Origin of the sequence: Streptomyces sp. NPDC059524 (assembly GCF_042749255.1) — a bacterium.
Classification (GTDB): Bacteria; Actinomycetota; Actinomycetes; order Streptomycetales; family Streptomycetaceae; genus Streptomyces; species Streptomyces xanthii.
Window position 1 is genome coordinate 17,496 of sequence record NZ_JBHYTK010000087.1, and the last position, 16,083, is coordinate 33,578.

General features: G+C 72.1%; 16 protein-coding genes. 5 read left to right on the plus strand and 11 right to left on the minus strand.

Annotated features, from left to right (window positions below):
- Nucleotides 1-66: 66 nt before the first annotated feature.
- Both ACFW9D_RS23340 and ACFW9D_RS23345 read right to left on the minus strand, forming a co-directional pair.
- Nucleotides 67-693, minus strand: a complete 627-nt coding sequence (locus ACFW9D_RS23340; protein WP_188337709.1) for a hypothetical protein — start codon at nt 691-693, stop codon at nt 67-69.
- A gap of 22 nt (nt 694-715) precedes the next feature.
- Complete coding sequence (locus tag ACFW9D_RS23345) at nt 716-1,162, minus strand: helix-turn-helix domain-containing protein (protein WP_384624382.1); 447 nt, start codon at nt 1,160-1,162, stop codon at nt 716-718.
- A 120-nt stretch (nt 1,163-1,282) separates the two neighbouring features.
- On the opposite strand from ACFW9D_RS23345, the gene ACFW9D_RS23350 reads away from it, so the two are divergent.
- Complete coding sequence (locus ACFW9D_RS23350) at nt 1,283-1,744, plus strand: hypothetical protein (RefSeq protein ID WP_384624383.1); 462 nt, start codon at nt 1,283-1,285, stop codon at nt 1,742-1,744.
- On the opposite strand, the gene ACFW9D_RS23355 is transcribed toward ACFW9D_RS23350, so the two are convergent.
- Nucleotides 1,662-2,552, minus strand: coding sequence for an RNA polymerase sigma-70 factor (locus ACFW9D_RS23355; protein WP_384624396.1), 891 nt, complete (start codon nt 2,550-2,552; stop codon nt 1,662-1,664). The two genes, ACFW9D_RS23350 and ACFW9D_RS23355, sit on opposite strands and share 83 nt — an antisense overlap.
- Before the next feature lie 188 nt (nt 2,553-2,740).
- On the opposite strand from ACFW9D_RS23355, the gene ACFW9D_RS23360 reads away from it, so the two are divergent.
- Complete coding sequence (locus ACFW9D_RS23360) at nt 2,741-3,244, plus strand: carboxymuconolactone decarboxylase family protein (RefSeq protein WP_384624384.1); 504 nt, start codon at nt 2,741-2,743, stop codon at nt 3,242-3,244.
- Nucleotides 3,245-3,358: 114 nt separating this feature from the next.
- The gene (locus tag ACFW9D_RS23365; protein WP_188337712.1) at nt 3,359-5,740 is read left to right on the plus strand and encodes an excinuclease ABC subunit UvrA; all 2,382 of its coding nucleotides are present in this window, start codon (nt 3,359-3,361) and stop codon (nt 5,738-5,740) included.
- Between the two features lie 212 nt (nt 5,741-5,952).
- On the opposite strand, the gene ACFW9D_RS23370 is transcribed toward ACFW9D_RS23365, so the two are convergent.
- The 7 genes from ACFW9D_RS23370 to ACFW9D_RS23400 all read right to left on the minus strand — a co-directional run bounded on the left by ACFW9D_RS23370 (nt 5,953) and on the right by ACFW9D_RS23400 (nt 13,777).
- Entirely contained in the window at nt 5,953-7,986 is a 2,034-nt protein-coding gene (locus ACFW9D_RS23370; protein WP_384624385.1) for a HelD family protein, read from the minus strand.
- Nucleotides 7,987-8,049: 63 nt separating this feature from the next.
- Nucleotides 8,050-8,730 (minus strand): TetR/AcrR family transcriptional regulator, encoded by a 681-nt coding sequence (locus tag ACFW9D_RS23375; protein WP_384624387.1) that lies wholly within the window; start codon nt 8,728-8,730, stop codon nt 8,050-8,052.
- Complete coding sequence (locus ACFW9D_RS23380; protein WP_384624389.1) at nt 8,727-9,830, minus strand: phosphotransferase; 1,104 nt, start codon at nt 9,828-9,830, stop codon at nt 8,727-8,729. Before ACFW9D_RS23380 ends, ACFW9D_RS23375 begins: the two co-directional genes overlap by 4 nt.
- Nucleotides 9,831-9,884: 54 nt before the next feature.
- Entirely contained in the window at nt 9,885-11,021 is a 1,137-nt protein-coding gene (locus ACFW9D_RS23385) for a phosphotransferase family protein (protein WP_384624391.1), read from the minus strand.
- Nucleotides 11,022-11,080: 59 nt separating this feature from the next.
- A complete protein-coding gene (locus ACFW9D_RS23390) occupies nt 11,081-11,971 on the minus strand; it encodes a winged helix-turn-helix domain-containing protein (RefSeq protein ID WP_188337717.1) in 891 nt (296 codons plus the stop codon).
- A 118-nt stretch (nt 11,972-12,089) separates the two neighbouring features.
- Nucleotides 12,090-12,908 carry an HAD family hydrolase gene (locus tag ACFW9D_RS23395; protein WP_384624393.1) on the minus strand — a complete coding sequence of 273 codons (819 nt, stop codon included), beginning with the start codon at nt 12,906-12,908 and terminating at the stop codon, nt 12,090-12,092.
- On the minus strand, nt 12,857-13,777 hold the full coding sequence (locus tag ACFW9D_RS23400) for a winged helix-turn-helix domain-containing protein (protein WP_188337719.1): 921 nt from the start codon (nt 13,775-13,777) through the stop codon (nt 12,857-12,859). Before ACFW9D_RS23400 ends, ACFW9D_RS23395 begins: the two co-directional genes overlap by 52 nt.
- Nucleotides 13,778-13,984: 207 nt before the next feature.
- On the opposite strand from ACFW9D_RS23400, the gene ACFW9D_RS23405 reads away from it, so the two are divergent.
- Nucleotides 13,985-14,176: a hypothetical protein gene (locus ACFW9D_RS23405; protein ID WP_188337720.1), complete on the plus strand. Its 192-nt coding sequence runs from the start codon at nt 13,985-13,987 to the stop codon at nt 14,174-14,176.
- A 177-nt stretch (nt 14,177-14,353) separates the two neighbouring features.
- Nucleotides 14,354-14,539 carry a hypothetical protein gene (locus ACFW9D_RS23410; protein WP_188337721.1) on the plus strand — a complete coding sequence of 62 codons (186 nt, stop codon included), beginning with the start codon at nt 14,354-14,356 and terminating at the stop codon, nt 14,537-14,539.
- A 108-nt stretch (nt 14,540-14,647) separates the two neighbouring features.
- On the opposite strand, the gene ACFW9D_RS23415 is transcribed toward ACFW9D_RS23410, so the two are convergent.
- Entirely contained in the window at nt 14,648-15,913 is a 1,266-nt protein-coding gene (locus ACFW9D_RS23415) for a GNAT family N-acetyltransferase (RefSeq protein WP_188337722.1), read from the minus strand.
- Between the last annotated feature and the right edge of the window lie 170 nt (nt 15,914-16,083).

The following is a 16,083-nucleotide window of genomic DNA, read 5'->3' on the forward strand; positions in this document are numbered from 1 at the left end:
CCGTAACAACGGGCCGGGCACCCCGAAGGTGCCCGGCCCGTCGACGTACCCGTCACGCGGCGCCCCTCACTCGGCGGGCGGCGTGGCCTTCTTCGCGGCGGGCTTCTTCGCCGGGGCCTTCTTCGCCGCGGGCGCCTTCCGGGCGGCGGCCGGGGCCTTCTTCGCGGCGGGCCTGGCGGCCGGAGCGTCCTTCTCGGCGGCCGGCGCGGCGGCCTGACCGGGAACGGTCTCGGGCTCGGCGTCCGGCTCGACGGCCACGGCGATCTCGTTGATCTCCTCGGCGGCCTCGCCGCGCCACGCCTTCACGGTCTCCTCGCCGTGCTCGGCGACCTTCTCGTACGTCTCACGCGCCTTGACGGCGGCCTCGGCGGCGAAGCCGACACCGCGCAGCGCGTACTCCTGGGCCGTCTCGCCGAGCTTCTTCAGATCGGTGTCGAGCACGGCCACGAACTCGCCGACCTTGGCGGTCAGCACGGCCTGCGCCTCCTTGGCGCGCGCCGTGGCCTTCTCCTGCACGTCCTTGGGGTCGGTGCCGCGCACGGCCTCGAAGCGGGCGGGCGCCTCGGCGCGCAGCTGCTCCACGAGGCCCGGCACCTTCTTGGCCTGCTGGAACGCCAGCTCGGCGGTGCCGGCGGCGAAGTACAGCGGGGTCGGGTCGCTGAAGGTCTTGCGGAGGTCGTCCTTGATGGCCATGGGGTGGTCCTCCCGGATCACATCAACTGCTGCTTGAGGGCTCGGCATCGCCGTCGGTGCCGTCGTCGTGCGTCCCGCCGTCCGATCCGTCCCCGTCCCGCGGTGAACGCTCCGCTCGCGCGGCCGCGTTCTCCTTCCGGAACGACTCGTAGATCTGCAGCAGGACCTGCTTCTGACGCTCGTCGAGCGAGGGGTCGGCGAGGATCACCGCACGCGTCTCCACCTCGTCCCGCTCCCGCTCCGCGTCGAGGATGCCCGCGCGCACGTACAGCGTCTCGGCGGAGATCCGCAGCGCCTTGGCGACCTGCTGGAGCACCTCCGCGCTCGGCTTGCGCAGCCCGCGCTCGATCTGGCTCAGATACGGATTGGACACCCCGGCGGCATCGGCGAGCTGCCGCAGGGACAGCTGCGCGGTGCGCCGCTGCTCGCGCAGGTATTCGCCGAGGCTTCCGACGTTGAGCGATGCCATGCTTCGATACTGCCCACCCGCGCTAACAATTGCAAGCAGCCGCTTGCAAAAGTGTTCCATGTCATCGCCGGCCCCCGCTCCGGTTTCCGGCTCCGGCCTCCGTCCTACACTCACATCGCCGTGCTCCACCGGAGCCGGGACTTCTGGGACCCGCCCGGCCCGGAGGCGTTCACGCGGGCCGAGGAGGAACTGGAGGCCGCCCTCACCGCACTCGTCACGGCACTGACCGGACGCCACGGCGACCCCGGCACCGTCGACCTCTTCCCCTACCTCGGTGTCCACGACGACACGGACGAGCCCGAGGAGCCCCTGGACCTCGACGACGTGCCCGAGCCCCTGGCCTCCCTGCGCGATCTCGCGGGCAGCCTGTACGTGTGGCCCGTCCCGTCCGCCGGCCGCTGGCTCGGCGTCACCGTCGGTCAGGCCGACCGGGAGGAGCCCTACGAACTCCTGGCCGCCGTGGGCGAGGCAGCCACGCTCCCGCAGGGCGCCACCCGAGTCACGCGCCCTCCCGGCTCACGGCCGTCTCCCGCTCCAGCCGCCCCAGCTTCTCCGGATTGCGCACCGCGTACAGACCGGTGATCACCCCGTCGTCGAGGCGGAGGGCGACGACCGCGTCGAGCACGCCGTCACGGTGGACGGCGAGGGCCGGGTAGCCGTTGACGCGGACCGGTTCGAGGCGGGCCGCCGCGATCCGGAGCAGCACCGGAAGGACCGCCTCCGTGCCGACGACCGGGCTCGGCGCAGCGCGGACGACGCCGCCGCCGTCGGTCAGCAGGACGACGTCCGGCGCGATCAGATCGAGCAGTTCTTGCAGGTCACCCGTCTCGACGGCCCGCTGGAACGCCCGCAGCGCGTCCCGCGACTCGGCCGGTGAGACCGTGCCGCGCGGGCGCCGGGCCGCGACATGGGCGCGGGCCCGGTGGGCGATCTGGCGCACGGCCGCCGGGGTCTTCTCGACGGCCTCGGCGATCTCCGCGTACTCCAGGCCGAACACCTCGCGCAGCACGAACACCGCCCGTTCGGTCGGCCCGAGCGTCTCCAGGACGAGCAGCATCGCCATCGAGACGCTGTCCGCGAGCTCCGCGTCCTCGGCGACGTCGGGCGCGGTGAGCAGCGGTTCGGGGAGCCACGGTCCGACGTAGGACTCCTTGCGGCGGCGCAGGGTGCGCAGCCGGGTCAGGGCCTGGCGCGTGGTGACGCGGACCAGGAAGGCGCGGCGGTCGCGCACGGTGGCGAGGTCGACGCCGGACCAGCGCAGCCAGACCTCCTGGAGGACGTCCTCCGCGTCGGCGGCCGAGCCGAGCATCTCGTAGGCGACGGTGAACAACAGGTTCCGGTGGGCGACGAACGCCGCCGTCGCCGGGTCGGTGGTCTCGGTGTCGTCCATGGCCTCTCCCTCGTCGGTCACTCACTCGCTCCCCCGGTGTCACGCACAGGACGCCGCCCGCGGCCCGTACGTGACAGCAGACCGCAGTGACCCACGCCACACCCGCCCCCTGTCACAGGCCCACCGCGCCCGGCATCTCCATGGCGACCGCACGCCAACGGCACGACGGAACGAGAGGACACACCACCATGGAGACCGAGACCCCGGTTCGGACCCCGGCCCGCATCGAGCTGATGGGCACCCGCGTCGGCGCCGAGTTCGGCAAGCGCTTCTACCGGGCCGGTGCCGCGCTCAAGGGCCTGCCGCCCGCCCTGTCGCAGCTGGTCGAGCTGCGCGCCAGCCAGATCAACGGCTGCGGCTGGTGCGTCGACGTGCACAGCAAGGAGGCCGCGGCGGCCGGCGAGAGCGCGGTACGGCTCGCGCTGGTCGCGGCCTGGCGCGAGTCGACGGTGTTCACCGAGGCCGAGCGGGCGGCGCTCGCCCTCGCCGAGGAGGGCACCCGGCTGGCCGACGCCGCGCAGGGTGTCAGCGACGCGACCTGGGCCGCGGTGCGCGCGCACTACGACGAGGAACAGGCGGCGGCGCTCGTCTGCCTCGTCTCGATGATCAACGCGGCGAACCGGATGGGCGTGATCACCCGGATGCGCGGCGGCTCGTACGCGCCGGGCGTGTTCGCCGCGCTGGAGGACTGAGGCCACGTAACAGCGGCCTCGGGTCAGGAATCGAGAAGCCTCCGTGCCCGCCGGCGACTAGCGTCGGCGGGGACGGGGCCGCTCGCCGAGGCCCCACCGACGGATGGAGCCACGATGAGCAGCCGAGCCGGCCGGCAGGACGCGCCGCACGCCGCCGACACCCACGACCTGATCCGGGTGCACGGAGCGCGCGAGAACAACCTCAAGGACGTCAGCATCGAGCTCCCCAAGCGGCGGCTCACGGTGTTCACCGGCGTCTCCGGCTCGGGCAAGAGCTCGCTGGTGTTCGACACGATCGCGGCCGAGTCGCAGCGGCTGATCAACGAGACGTACAGCGCGTTCGTGCAGGGCTTCATGCCGAACCTGGGCCGCCCGGACGTCGACGTGCTCGACGGTCTGACCACGGCGATCAGCGTCGACCAGCAGCGCATGGGCGGCGACGTGCGCTCCACCGTCGGCACGGCCACCGACACGGGCGCGATGCTGCGGATCCTGTTCAGCCGGCTCGGCACCCCGCACATCGGCTCGCCGCAGGCCTTCTCCTTCAATGTCGCCTCGATCAGCGGCGCGGGCGCCGTCACCGTCGAGAAGGGCGGCCACAAGGTCAAGGAGCGCCGCGAGTTCAGCATCACGGGCGGCATGTGTCCGCGCTGCGAGGGCCGCGGCAGCGTCTCCGACATCGACCTGACCCAGCTCTACGACGACTCCAAGTCGCTCAACGAGGGCGCGCTGACCATCCCCGGCTACAGCATGGACGGCTGGTACGGGCGCATCTTCACCGGCTGCGGCTTCTTCGACCCGGACAAGCCGATCCGCAAGTACACCAAGCGCGAGCTCAGCGACCTCCTCTACAAGGCCCCCACGAAGATCAAGGTCGAGGGCATCAACCTCACCTACGAGGGCCTGATCCCGAAGATCCAGAAGTCGATGCTCTCCAAGGACGTCGACTCGCTCCAGCCGCACATCCGCGCCTTCGTCGAGCGCGCGACGACGTTCGCCGTGTGCCCGGAGTGCGAGGGGACGCGGCTGAGCGAGGCGGCCCGCTCCTCGAAGATCGCCGGCATCAGCATCGCGGACGCGTGCGCCATGCAGATCAGCGACCTCGCCAAGTGGATCGGCGAGCAGTCCGAGCCCTCCGTGGCCCCCCTGCTCAGCTCCCTGCGCCAGACCCTCGACTCCTTCGTGGAGATCGGCCTCGGCTATCTCTCCCTCGACCGCCCCTCCGGCACGCTGTCCGGCGGCGAGGCGCAGCGCGTGAAGATGATCCGCCACCTCGGCTCGTCCCTCACGGACGTCACGTACGTCTTCGACGAGCCGACCGTCGGGCTGCACCCGCACGACATCCAGCGCATGAACGACCTGCTGCTGCGCCTGCGCGACAAGGGGAACACGGTGCTCGTCGTGGAGCACAAGCCGGAGGTCATCGCGATCGCCGACCACGTCGTCGACCTGGGGCCCGGGGCGGGCTCGGGCGGCGGCACGATCTGCTACGAGGGGGACGTCGAGGGGCTGCGCGCCAGTGACACGGTGACGGGCCGTCACCTGGACGACCGGGCCCGTCTGAAGGAGACGGTGCGCGAGCCGAACGGAAAGCTGGAGATCCGCGGCGCCTCGGCCCACAACCTCCAGGACGTGGACGTCGACATCCCGCTGGGCGTGCTCACCGTCGTGACGGGTGTGGCGGGGTCGGGCAAGAGCTCGCTGGTGCACGGTTCGATCCCGGCCGGGGAGGGCGTGATCTCCGTCGACCAGGCCCCGATCCGCGGTTCGCGGCGCAGCAATCCGGCCACGTACACGGGGCTGCTCGACCCGATCCGCAAGGCGTTCGCCAAGGCCAACGGGGTCAAGCCGGCCCTGTTCAGCGCGAATTCGGAGGGCGCGTGCCCGGCGTGCAAGGGGGCCGGGGTCATCTACACCGAGCTGGCGATGATGGCGGACACGGCGACGGTGTGCGAGGAGTGCGAGGGGCGGCGGTTCCGGTCCGACGTGCTGGAGTACACGTTCGGCGGGCGGGACATCAGCGAGGTCCTGGCGATGCCCGTCGCCGAGGCGGAGGCGTTCTTCGCCGAGGGTGAGGCCCGTACGCCGGCCGCCCACAAGATCCTGACCCGGCTCGCGGACGTGGGCCTGGGCTACCTCACGCTCGGCCAGCCCCTCACCACGCTCTCAGGCGGTGAACGGCAGCGTCTGAAGCTGGCCACGCACATGGCGGACAAGGGCGGTACGTACGTCCTGGACGAGCCGACCGCCGGGCTGCACCTCGCGGACGTCGAACAACTCCTCGCCCTCCTGGACCGCCTCGTCGACTCCGGCAAGTCGGTGATCGTGGTGGAGCACCACCAGGCGGTCATGGCCCATGCGGACTGGATCATCGACCTGGGCCCGGGCGCGGGCCACGACGGCGGCCGCGTGGTCTTCGAGGGCACGCCGTCCGAACTGGTCGCTTCCCGCGCGACCCTGACGGGGGATCATCTGGCGGCTTACGTGGGCGGGTGAGGCCGGGGGCTGCGGGGGGGGGTGAGGCCGGGGGCCTCGGCCGATCAGGTGGCCCGGCGTGCGGCCGATGATATCGCGCACGAAGTGCGCATCCCAGGGGCACGGGGCTGTATCGATCAGCGGCTCCGCCGCGGGGCGCGACCAGCCCCCACCGGCGGGTGATCGCACGACGACATCAGCCGCCCACGGCGACGGCGGGACCCGCCCCCCGCTCAGAACGGCAGTTCCCGGTGATGGATCACGTCCAGGCGGGAAACGGCTCGGGTCAGTACCACGTACAGCCGCTCCAGCCCCCGTACCTCCGCCTCCACGATCCCCGCCGGTTCGACCACCACGACGTGGTCGTACTCCAGGCCCTTGGCCACCCCGGCCCCGAGCACCGTCACCCGCTCACCCAGGTCCTCGACCCCACCGGCCCGGACCCCCGCCCCGTCCAGCGCCTCCCGCATCACCCCCACTTCGGACTCCGCGGCGATCACCCCCACCGACCCCTCCCGCCCCAGCGCCCTCCTTACGGCGCCCACGACCCCCGCCGCGAGATCGTCGACCCGCTCCACCCGTACCGTCCCGTCCGCCCGCAGCGACCGCGCCCCCGGCACCACCACGTCGATCCGCTCCCGCACCCGCTCCGCCAGTTCGAGGACGGCCCCCGGGACCCGGAACCCCACGGTCAACGGCACCACCACCGCCTCCGGCTTCCCCAGGTGCCGCAGCAGTCCGCCCCATTCCCGCGCGGCCCAGGGCGTGGTCCCCTGGGCGAGGTCCCCCAGTACGGTCAGCGAGCCGAACGCGGCCCGACGGGCGATCACCCGCGCATGCATGGGCGAGAGGTCCTGCGCCTCGTCCACCACGATGTGCCCGAACCCCTCGGGCCGCTCGATCAACCCGGCGATCTCGTCCAGCAGCACCAGATCGGCCGCCGACCACCGCACGGACCGCCACGACCGCGCCGGCCGGCCCCACACCAGCGCCCGCCGCTCCTCCTCCGACAGCAGCCCGCCCCCCGCGGCCCGCTCCAACTCCCCCGCGTCACCGAGCAATCCGTGGAGCACCTCCTCCGCCCGCACCCGAGGCCACACCGCGTCCACGAACGCGCTCACGCACCGCGCCCGTTCCACCCGCCGCACCCACGCCGCCGGCACGGCCCCGGCCCGCCGCTCCGCCAGCTCCCGTACGTACCGCACGACCCGGCTGCGTACCCGCTCGCGCCCCACCTCGTAGGGCGGCTCCTCGGCGAGCACGTCTTCGACGACGGACACGAGGACCTCGGCGGGCACCCGCCACCGGTACGAGCCGTCGGGCACGGCGAGCGCCTCGCGCACCCCGTCCGCCGACACCCGCGCGTACAGTCCGCGCCGCAGCACCTCGGCCATCCGCACGTCGTGCTTGAGCGCCTCGGCGTCCGCCGTGTCCCTCCCCCGCGCCTCCCCCAGACCCACCAGCTCCTCGACGGTGGACTGCCGCACGCCCGCCTCCCCCAGCGCCGGCAGCACGGCGGAGATGTACGAGAGGAAGGCTCGGTTGGGCCCGAGCACGAGCAGCCCCGACCGCTGCACACGCTGCGGAAACGTGTAGAGCAGATACGCGGCACGGTGCAGGCCCACCGCGGTCTTCCCGGTGCCGGGCGCCCCCTGCACGCACAAGGAGACGCCCGCGTCCTCCCGTACGAGATCGTCCTGCTCGGGCTGGATGGTCGCGGCGATGTCCCGCATGGGCCCGACCCGGGGCCGCTCGATCTCCCCGGCCAGAATCCGGCTGGCGCTCAGCTGCCGGCCCGTGCCGAGCAACTCGTCCTCGAACCCGCTCAAGTCACCGGATTCCCCCACGCTCCCGGGCGCCCACCCGAACCGCCGCCGCGTGTCCACACCCTGTGGATCCTTGCCGCTCGCCTGGTAGAAGGCGCGGGAGACGGGCGCCCGCCAGTCCACGACGAGCGGCGGCGCGGCCGCGTCCTCACTGATCCGCAAGCGCCCGACGTGGTAGCTCTGCCCGGCGTGCTCGCCACCCGCGGCGCCGAAATCGAGCCGCCCGAAGAACAGCGGCGCCCGCGGCAACTCCTTGAGCCCCTTGGCCTGACTCCGCAGCTCGTACCCGAGCACCTCGGCGTCGGCCCCGGAGGCGGAGGCGTTCTCCCCGATGACGACCTGCCGGTCGGCGCTCTCGATCATGGCGCCCAGAGCGGCCCGGCACCGCTCGTGATACCGCCGCTCGACGGACAGGGGTTCGGAGGGGTCGAGAGAATCCATCCCCCCACGCTAACGCAACCGAGTCAAAAACTTAACTCGGTTACGTTTCAGCGTCCGGGCGGTCTAGTCGCTCCGAACGGCCCCCACTCCCCGCTCCAACTGCCGGAACCCCACCTCGGCCGCGCGCACCGCACCCTCGGCCACGTCATCGGCCGACTCCCCGCCGACCACCCGCCGCACGTTCTCCTGCGCCAGAATCCGCTGCACCGCCACCACCTGCCCCGCCGCGAGCCGCGCCTCGACCCCGCCCCAGCCCTCCCTCACCAGCGCCTCGGCCAGGGCCAGCTCCGACCGCTCCTGATACCCCGCGAGCCGCGCCACGAGCGCCGGCGTCCCGTAGAGCAGCCGCAGATACGCGAGCACCGCCGGATGATCACAGACCCCGGTCACCGGATCCCGCCGCGCGACCCCGTCCAGAAAGTGCCGTCGCAAGGCCCCCACGACGGACTCCCCGTCCGCCCGCCCGGCCACCACCCGCGCCGCCTCGTCCTCGTGATCCGCGAACCGGTGGAGAACGAGATCCTCCTTGGACGCGAAATACCGGAACACGGTCGGCTTGGACACCCCCGCCGCCTCGGCGACCTCGGCCACGGACACCTTCTCGTACCCCTTCTCGAGAAAGAGCCGCACAGCACTCTCGGACAACACCTCCCGAGTCCGCTGCTTCTTCCGCTCACGGAGACCGGGTTCACGGCCCGCGGAGGCCGAGGGGGACGAGGTACTGGAAGGGGTGGGGTCGCTCATGATGCGGCAGCGTAGCCGCGGCACCACCGGCCCAGCGCGGCGGCGACGACCGGCACGCTGGGCACGGAGTCGAGCCCGAGCGGCACAGCGCCCCGGTCCAGCACTTCCCGCAGCCGCACCGCGTCCCGCAACAGCCCGACCGGATCCGCCGCACCGCCGCGCAGCGCCAGCGCGACCCGGACGATGTCCGTGAACACCGACTGCGCCCGCTTGAAGCCCAGCAGCAGCGGCAGGTCCCGGCCCCACCCGCGCGCCCCGCCCGGCCGGACCCCGGAGACGGCCGCGGACCACAGCCGGGCCACCGTCCGCTCCTGCCAGGCCGGGTACCGCATGAGGTGCAGATGGGTGGCCAGGTCGTAGAGCGGATCTCCGACCATGGCCAACTCCCAGTCGATCACCCAGAGTTCCTGCCGCGCGTCGACGATCAGGTTCTCCCGGTGCAGGTCCCCGTGGACCAGGCAGAAGGGCCGCTCGCCGAGGCCGGACACGAAGCGGCGCAACCGCGCCGTGGCACCGTCGTCGACCCCGAGATCGCGGAACAGGCCGCCGACCTCGTCCGCGTGCGCCGCTTGGACGTGCTCCTCCATGTAGGAGATCAGGCCCTCGAGGAAGGCCGCGCTGTCGCCGTCGGCCACCGCTTCGGGGGCGGGGCCGCGGCGGGGCAGGCGCACGGAGCGGGGCCGGATGGAGGCCAGTTCCCGGAACACGTCGACCATCTGCACCACCAGATGGCCGGGCACGGCCGCATCCGCCGGATGCAACTGTCCCAGCGTCGCTCCCTCGATGAAGCGCTGCAGTCCCTTCCCGTCCACCTCGATCAGCTCGGGAACCCGGCGCACCCGCCGGTGCAGCGCCCGTACGACGTCCTCCTCCGACACGAAGGACCGGCGGTCGAACCGCACGAGACCCGGGCGCGCGGCCCGGCTCTTCCAACGGCCCGGCGGCGCACCGCGCCTGCCGGCGCACCCGGCGCCCAGGGGGATCACGTACGTCTCGTGGTGGTGGCCGGCCAGCGGCCCCTCGATCGCCGAGACGTCGCCGCAGAGTTCGACGGCCGACCGCCAGGCAGCGCTCGTCCTGTCGTCCGAATAGCCCCGCATGAGAGCCCAGCATCGGCTCCGCACCTCGCTCCCGCAACGGTGCCCCGGACTCCGCTAGGCGTGCGCCGGCCTCCGCCCGTGCTGCTCGCGGTGCCAGGCGCGCAGCGCCTCGTCCGCCCGTGCCCGGTCCAGGGGCTTGCCGGCGCCGAGGTCCAGCGGCTTCCACGCCCGTTCCATCGCCCGCAGGACCCGGTCCGCGGCCGCGGCGAACTCGGCGTCGGACGGCGTCTCCCCCAGGCCGATCGCGGCCCGCATGACGTCGGGGAACACGGACTGCACGTACTCGAAGTCCACGTAGTGCGCCAGGTCGGTGTCCATGCCGGCGGTCATGGCCTCGTGCCCGTTCGCCCGCATGGCCTGCGCCCACAGGTCGGTCATCCTGCGGCGCTCGGCGTCGTCGTAGTCCATGCGCACCAGGTGGGTCGCCAGGTCGTGCAGCGGGTCGCCGTACAGGGCGAGTTCCCAGTCGATGACGCAGAGCCGCTCCCGGCCGCCGGGCGCCCGGCCCACCACGACGTTGCCCCGGTGCACGTCCGTGTGGAGGACCGCGTACGGGCGGTCGGTCAGCCGGTCGGGGAGCCGGGTCATGAAACGCTCGATCGCGTCGTCCGGCACGCCCACGGCGCGGAAGAGGCCGCCGAAGCGCTGCTCGTTCACCCGGTGCACCTTGTCGTCGGCGAACTTCGCGAGCCAGCCCAGGAACTGGCGGCTGTCGCCGGGTTGTGGCCAGTACGCCTCGGGCGGGGAGGGCATCCGCTCGACCGGCACGGACGCCAGCCGGGCGAAGAAGCCCGCGAAGTGGCGCAGGCGGTCCTCGCCGACCGGACCCTCGGGCACCAGTTCCGACAGGGGCTCACCCGTCAGATACGAGTGCAGAGACCATTCTCCGAAATCGGCCAGACACCGCGGCACCTCGCCCACCGTCGCGCCGACCGCCCGCAGCACATCGGCCTCCCGGTGCCACAGCCGCGGTACGACCTCCACCGTCCGGACCGGGACGCGGAACTTGCCGCGGACACCGAGCGCCCGCACCCCCACACCCAGCAGCAGGGCCAGGGGCACGCCGAGCGGAAGGACCAGGTTGGTGTTGTGATACCCCGTCACCACGTCGCCGCCCGGGGCACGGCGTCGCGCCTCCGCGAGCTTGCGGATCAGCGCCTGATGCGCTCTGCGAGGCAGAGGTGACGACATGAGCGCTCAGAGTAGCGGCTGGGACACGTGATCTCACGGCGTGTCACCATCTGGACAGCTCATTCCTGAGGTTGTGCGACGTGTTCCCACACCCGGTCGAACAGCAGCTGCTCCGAGTCCACCATCGCCTCGTCCCGGGCGCCCCGGCCCTTCTCGAACGTCAGCATGGGTGTCTCCGCGCCCTCGACGTCACGCAGCATGACCGGCTCCGCGTACCCGTCGACGTCCCGCAGGAAGCTGCCCGGGATGTAGTGCCCGAACAGCACCTCCCGCCGGTTCAGGAGATACACCTTGCGGGTCGGGGTGCCGCGCAGGGTGCGGAACTCCAGGCTCACGTCGATGCCGAGCTCCTTGTGCATCCGCGCGAGGATGCCCGTCAGGATCGTGCGCTGGTTGGCGCTCTGCGCCTTGTTCCGCCGGTCCATGGCGTCGTCGAGCTTCTGGTCGTGACCCCAGCCCTTCTCGGGCGCCGGATAGTCGAGCCGGTCCTCGACCCGGGGCAGCAGCACCCGGACCCGCACCGACTCCGGCCGCTTGTGCTTCGCGTACAGGGCGCCCATCAGCTGTCCGAAGGCGAACATCATCGTCTCGGAGGTCAGGCTGACCACGTCCAGCTCCACATGCGGAGCCTCGAACGCCACTTCCAGCCGGGGCCCGAGGATGCTCCGCGCGGACAGTGTCACGTCCCGGGCCGGCTCCGCCCGCGCGGTCGGCGCCACCTCCGGCGGACTGCCTCGGCCGACCGCCGTGAGCAGGCCTTCTCCCTCGAGGATCTTCAGCGCCTGGCGCACCGCGCTGCGCTGCACCCCGAACGTCTCGACCAGCTCGGCCTGCGTCGGGAGCCGGCTGCCTCGTGCCAGCTCTCCGGACGAGATCCGTGCGCGCAGCCGGTCTGCGATGTCCGCCGCCGAGGGCCGCTCGGTGGTGGTCTCGCGCGTCCCGCCGTCCATGCGACACACCCCCTTCCACCGAACCAAGTCCTCACAACTCTACGCCAGTTGGCAGCCAACTCTCCCGGACGTGCACGAGGACGGACGATGAGGGCAGGTCAGGGGCCGGACAGCGGTCTCAGCCGAGAGCGCGCACCGCGGTCAGGACCGGTTCGAGATCCGTGACCAGGTGGCGGGCGCCCGCCTCGCGCAGGGCCGCCGCCTTGGTGGCGTTACGGGCGTAGCCGAGGAAGGAGACCCCGGCGGCGCTCGCGGCAGCGCAGTCGCTGGCCGCGTCACCGACCATCAGCGTGCTCGCCGGATCGGCCCCCATCGCGTTCAGCGCGCGCTGCAGCGACCACGGATCGGGCTTCAGGCGGGTCAGTTCGCTCGCCTCGCGCCCGTAGATGTGCGGCTCGAAGCAGCCGGACAGGCCGCGGTCGTGTACGTACCGGCGTGCCGCCTCCGCCGAGTTGTTCGTGGTGATCGCCAGGCGGACGCCCACCGCGCACCAGGTGCGGATGAGCGGGTCCGCGTAGGGGGTGGGCCAGGCGGTGGGGACCGCGCGGAGTTCCTGGGCGGTCAGGCTCTGTTCCAGGGCCATGACCAGGTCGGTCCGCGGCTTGTCGCGGGCGAGGCGGGCCAGCGTGCCGTGCGGGTCGCGCAGCTCCCGCTCCTCCTCCGTGAGCATCTCGCCGAGCCCCTGCGACTCCAGCCAGCGCTCCTGCAACTCGGCTATCCCGAGGGCGGGGCGGCCCGCGAACAGCCGGCAGATGGGTCCGTCGAAGTCGAGGAGCACGACGCGCGTGCCCCTGAGCAGTCCGATCAGTTCGGGATCGATCATCTCCCGCTGCGATTGCGTCTCTTCAGCCACAGGAACAGTCTGCTGCGTCGTATCTGAAGTCACTAGGTGAGTGTCAGGTCCGACGTGATGGTTTCCCAGAGGGCGTCGAACCACTTCTGGGACTCCTCGACGAAGGCGCGGTCGCGGTGGCCGGCGCGGTGCTCGAAGGAGAAGAGGAGGGCCTGGGTGCCGGTGGCGGCGTACATCTCCAGGGTTGTGCCGCTGTCGATCTCCTCCTCGCGGCGCTGGACCATGTAGTACGAGAGGAGGGCCTCCTCCTCGTTGAGCAGGTAGAGCTTGACGGGCGGGGTGAACGGCAGCGCGCGGAAGGTGACCTTCACGTCGATGCCGTGGGAGGAGCGCAGGGAGCGGAGGTTGTGCCGCAGGACCTGGCCCTGCGCGTTGCGGGTGGCCAGCCAGCGCCGGTGGACGGGGTCCTCGCCGTCGCCCTGGCCCGAGTCGGCGACCGGGACGGGGAAGGCCAGGTCGATGTCGCGGCTGGGCAGCAGGATGCGTACGTCGATGGACTCGGGTCGCATGCGCCCCTCGTGGATCAGCCGGAGCGGCTCACCGAGGGCCAGCATCAGGGTCTCGGAGGTCATGCAGACGGCGTCGATGCGGACCCGGGGCGCCTGGAAGGCGTCGACCAGGCGCGGGGAGAGCGCGACCATCGTGGGCTGCGGTTCGTCACCGGCCGGGGTGGAGGGCGCGATGCGGGGCGGGCTGCCCTTGCTGCGGTTGGCCAGGAGTCCGTCGGCCTCCAGGAGTTGGAGCGCCTGACGGACCGTGCCGCGCTCCACGTCGAACTGCCCGGCGAGCGTGGCCTGGGTCGGCAGCCGGTCGCCCGCCTTGAGGACGCCCGCCCTGATCCGCTCGCGCAGCTCGTCGGCGATCTCCTGCGCTCCGGGCCGTCTGCCGCCCCCGTTCAGGGCCGCCCCGGCGCCCGTACCCGCCGCGGCCTGCGTGCCTGCACTACCAGCCATGTCCGCCACGCTCTCCTGAGTCACAACCAAACGCTACAACTTCCACGGATTTGGTGGGAGTTGTTGGAACCTTGTTTATCCACAGCGACCAAGCGGGGACAACTACGGTGTAGTTGGTTGCCAACTTGGCGCAAGGTGGCCGTGGCTGGCAGTTACCTGGACCAACCCTCCCGCACCACGTTCGTCGTACCCAAGGAGGTAAGAGCCATGCCCTTCCTGAGCCTCCTCTCCGCGGTGTTCGTGATCACCTTCGAACAGCTCGTCCAGTGGCACTACGGTCCGGCCGGAATCGCGGGCCTGTTGCTCCTGACGATCGGTCTCAAGGCCCGGAACGCCACGTGCAGCTCCATCGGGGCGGCCCTGCTCGCGATCATGGTCGCGGGCCCCGCCCTCCACTGAGCCTCAACTTCCCGCCATCTTTGGGGAGTTGACGTGAAGGTGGTTATGACTCGGAACACAGCGGAGATAAGTACCAATGAGTTGGTGACCAACTTGGCCGACATGGTCGGCCCGCCTCGCAGGTTGGCGTCAGTCACAGAGGTTGGTCCGCGTCACCGCCCGAAGGAGGTCAAGACCATGCCGCTCTTCGCCATCGTCGTCGCCGCGCTCGCCATCGGCTTCGAACAGCTCATCCAGTGGAAGTACGGGCCGATGGGCATCATCGCCTTCATCGCGCTCTCCGTCGGCCTCAAGGCCAAGAACACCGTGATCAGCGGCATCGGGGCGGTCGTCCTCGTCATGCTGCTGGCCCAGAGCGGCTGACCGGGCTCCCTTCCGGAGGGGAGCCGGGAGCCCGGTCGGTCTTCAACAGATCGGCAGTTCAGCAGCAGGCACAGCGCAGCACCGCACCGCTCAGCGCAGCCCCGCGGTTCAGAACATGTCGGGGCACCACGGGCGCCGCGACGTACGCAACAGGGCGTCGGCAACGGCGGCGGCGCCCGCCTCCTCCTCGACCACCCGGCCCAGGGCGGCGAGCCGCACCGCGGACACCTCGCCCAGCCACAGCGCCCCCAACTCCGCGACGCCGAGCGTGAGCTGGGGTGCCGCGGCGCTCGGCACGCACGTCGCACCGTCGGGCGCCGCATCCCACGCGAACCGTCCCCCGGCGAGCCCCGCCTCGTCCCGCACCTCGATGACCAGCGCCCCGCTCGTCCCGTACGACCGCGCCTCCAGGGCCGCCGCGACGTCCAGGAGCCGCACCCACATCGCGTCCGACTGCCGCACGATCCGGGCCGCCCGGGGGTCGGGCAGCAGGTCGGGCAGCAGATCGTCGGGGGCGCGCAGGCCGCTCCGCACGACCGTCACCCAGTCGATCGCGCAGACGTAGTGCCACAGCGCGCGCTCGGCGGCCGGCGTCTCCCCGAACAGGTCGAGCACCGTCGCCGTGCACACCGGCTGCACCGCGTCGCTGAACTTCCCCTCGATCCGGTACCGGAGCAGGCCCTCGACCTCACCGCGCGCCGAGCGGTACAGGGCGAAGAACGGCTCCGTCCACGGCTCCTCGGGGGCCGCCGCGAGGCCCGTGTCACGGTCCCACCAGGACGGCTCACGGGAGACCATGCCGGCGACCCGGGTACGGAGCCGGTCGTGCAGCCCCGGGCCCTCCTTGCGGTACTCGGCCGCGTCGACCAGTTCGATCGTGGCGCCGTCCTCGGGGGCCGACCAGCGCGGGCCGAGGCCGGTGCGGGGGACGTCGATCTCCCAGGTCGTCGCGGTGGTGGCGGGGCCGAAGCCGTAGCGGCCGTAGATCGGGTACTCGGCGGCGATCAGGGTCGCCGCGACGTCCCCGCGCTCCTTCGCCTCGGCGAGGTCGTCCGCCATCATGCGGGTGAGCAGGCCGCGGCGGCGGTGCGTGGGGGTGACCGTGACGTTCGTGATCGCGTCCGTCGGGACGGTGGCTCCGCCCGGGACCGTCAGGGTCTGGGCGAAGGAGCGGAACGTGGCGACGGCTCGGCCCGTGTCCGTGAACGCGCCGCGGACGCGGGAGAGGTCGAACTGGGCTCGGCGGCGGTCGACGGTTTCGTCGGAGACGGTGGGAGAGCGGACGAAGCCCGTGTTGAGCGCGCGGCTCCAGGTCCGGACTTCTTCCGGGGTGATCGGGCGGACGGTTTCGGCGGGGCCGGGGCGGGTCGTCATGGGGTCACGCTAGGTCGGCCCCGCGCCGGTGTCGCCCCGATTTTGTCCCCGCCGCAGCTCCGCCTCTTTGTCGCCGGGTGCCGCTCCGGTGGGGGCTGGTCGCGCAGTTCCCCGCGCCCCTGGAGATGCGCACTTCGTGCGCCATCTCCATCGGGCGGTCACCTGTCGGG

Coding starts and splice junctions, on each gene's coding strand:
- ACFW9D_RS23345 (WP_384624382.1), bottom strand. CDS start 1,162: ATGGCATCGCTCAACGTCGGAAGCCTCGGCGAATACCTGCGCGAGCAG.
- ACFW9D_RS23365 (WP_188337712.1), top strand. CDS start 3,359: ATGAGCAGCCGAGCCGGCCGGCAGGACGCGCCGCACGCCGCCGACACC.
- ACFW9D_RS23375 (WP_384624387.1), bottom strand. CDS start 8,730: ATGAGCGACCCCACCCCTTCCAGTACCTCGTCCCCCTCGGCCTCCGCG.
- ACFW9D_RS23380 (WP_384624389.1), bottom strand. CDS start 9,830: ATGCGGGGCTATTCGGACGACAGGACGAGCGCTGCCTGGCGGTCGGCC.
- ACFW9D_RS23385 (WP_384624391.1), bottom strand. CDS start 11,021: ATGTCGTCACCTCTGCCTCGCAGAGCGCATCAGGCGCTGATCCGCAAG.
- ACFW9D_RS23360 (WP_384624384.1), top strand. CDS start 2,741: ATGGAGACCGAGACCCCGGTTCGGACCCCGGCCCGCATCGAGCTGATG.
- ACFW9D_RS23390 (WP_188337717.1), bottom strand. CDS start 11,971: ATGGACGGCGGGACGCGCGAGACCACCACCGAGCGGCCCTCGGCGGCG.
- ACFW9D_RS23355 (WP_384624396.1), bottom strand. CDS start 2,552: ATGGACGACACCGAGACCACCGACCCGGCGACGGCGGCGTTCGTCGCC.
- ACFW9D_RS23415 (WP_188337722.1), bottom strand. CDS start 15,913: ATGACGACCCGCCCCGGCCCCGCCGAAACCGTCCGCCCGATCACCCCG.
- ACFW9D_RS23400 (WP_188337719.1), bottom strand. CDS start 13,777: ATGGCTGGTAGTGCAGGCACGCAGGCCGCGGCGGGTACGGGCGCCGGG.
- ACFW9D_RS23370 (WP_384624385.1), bottom strand. CDS start 7,986: ATGGATTCTCTCGACCCCTCCGAACCCCTGTCCGTCGAGCGGCGGTAT.
- ACFW9D_RS23410 (WP_188337721.1), top strand. CDS start 14,354: ATGCCGCTCTTCGCCATCGTCGTCGCCGCGCTCGCCATCGGCTTCGAA.
- ACFW9D_RS23405 (WP_188337720.1), top strand. CDS start 13,985: ATGCCCTTCCTGAGCCTCCTCTCCGCGGTGTTCGTGATCACCTTCGAA.
- ACFW9D_RS23340 (WP_188337709.1), bottom strand. CDS start 693: ATGGCCATCAAGGACGACCTCCGCAAGACCTTCAGCGACCCGACCCCG.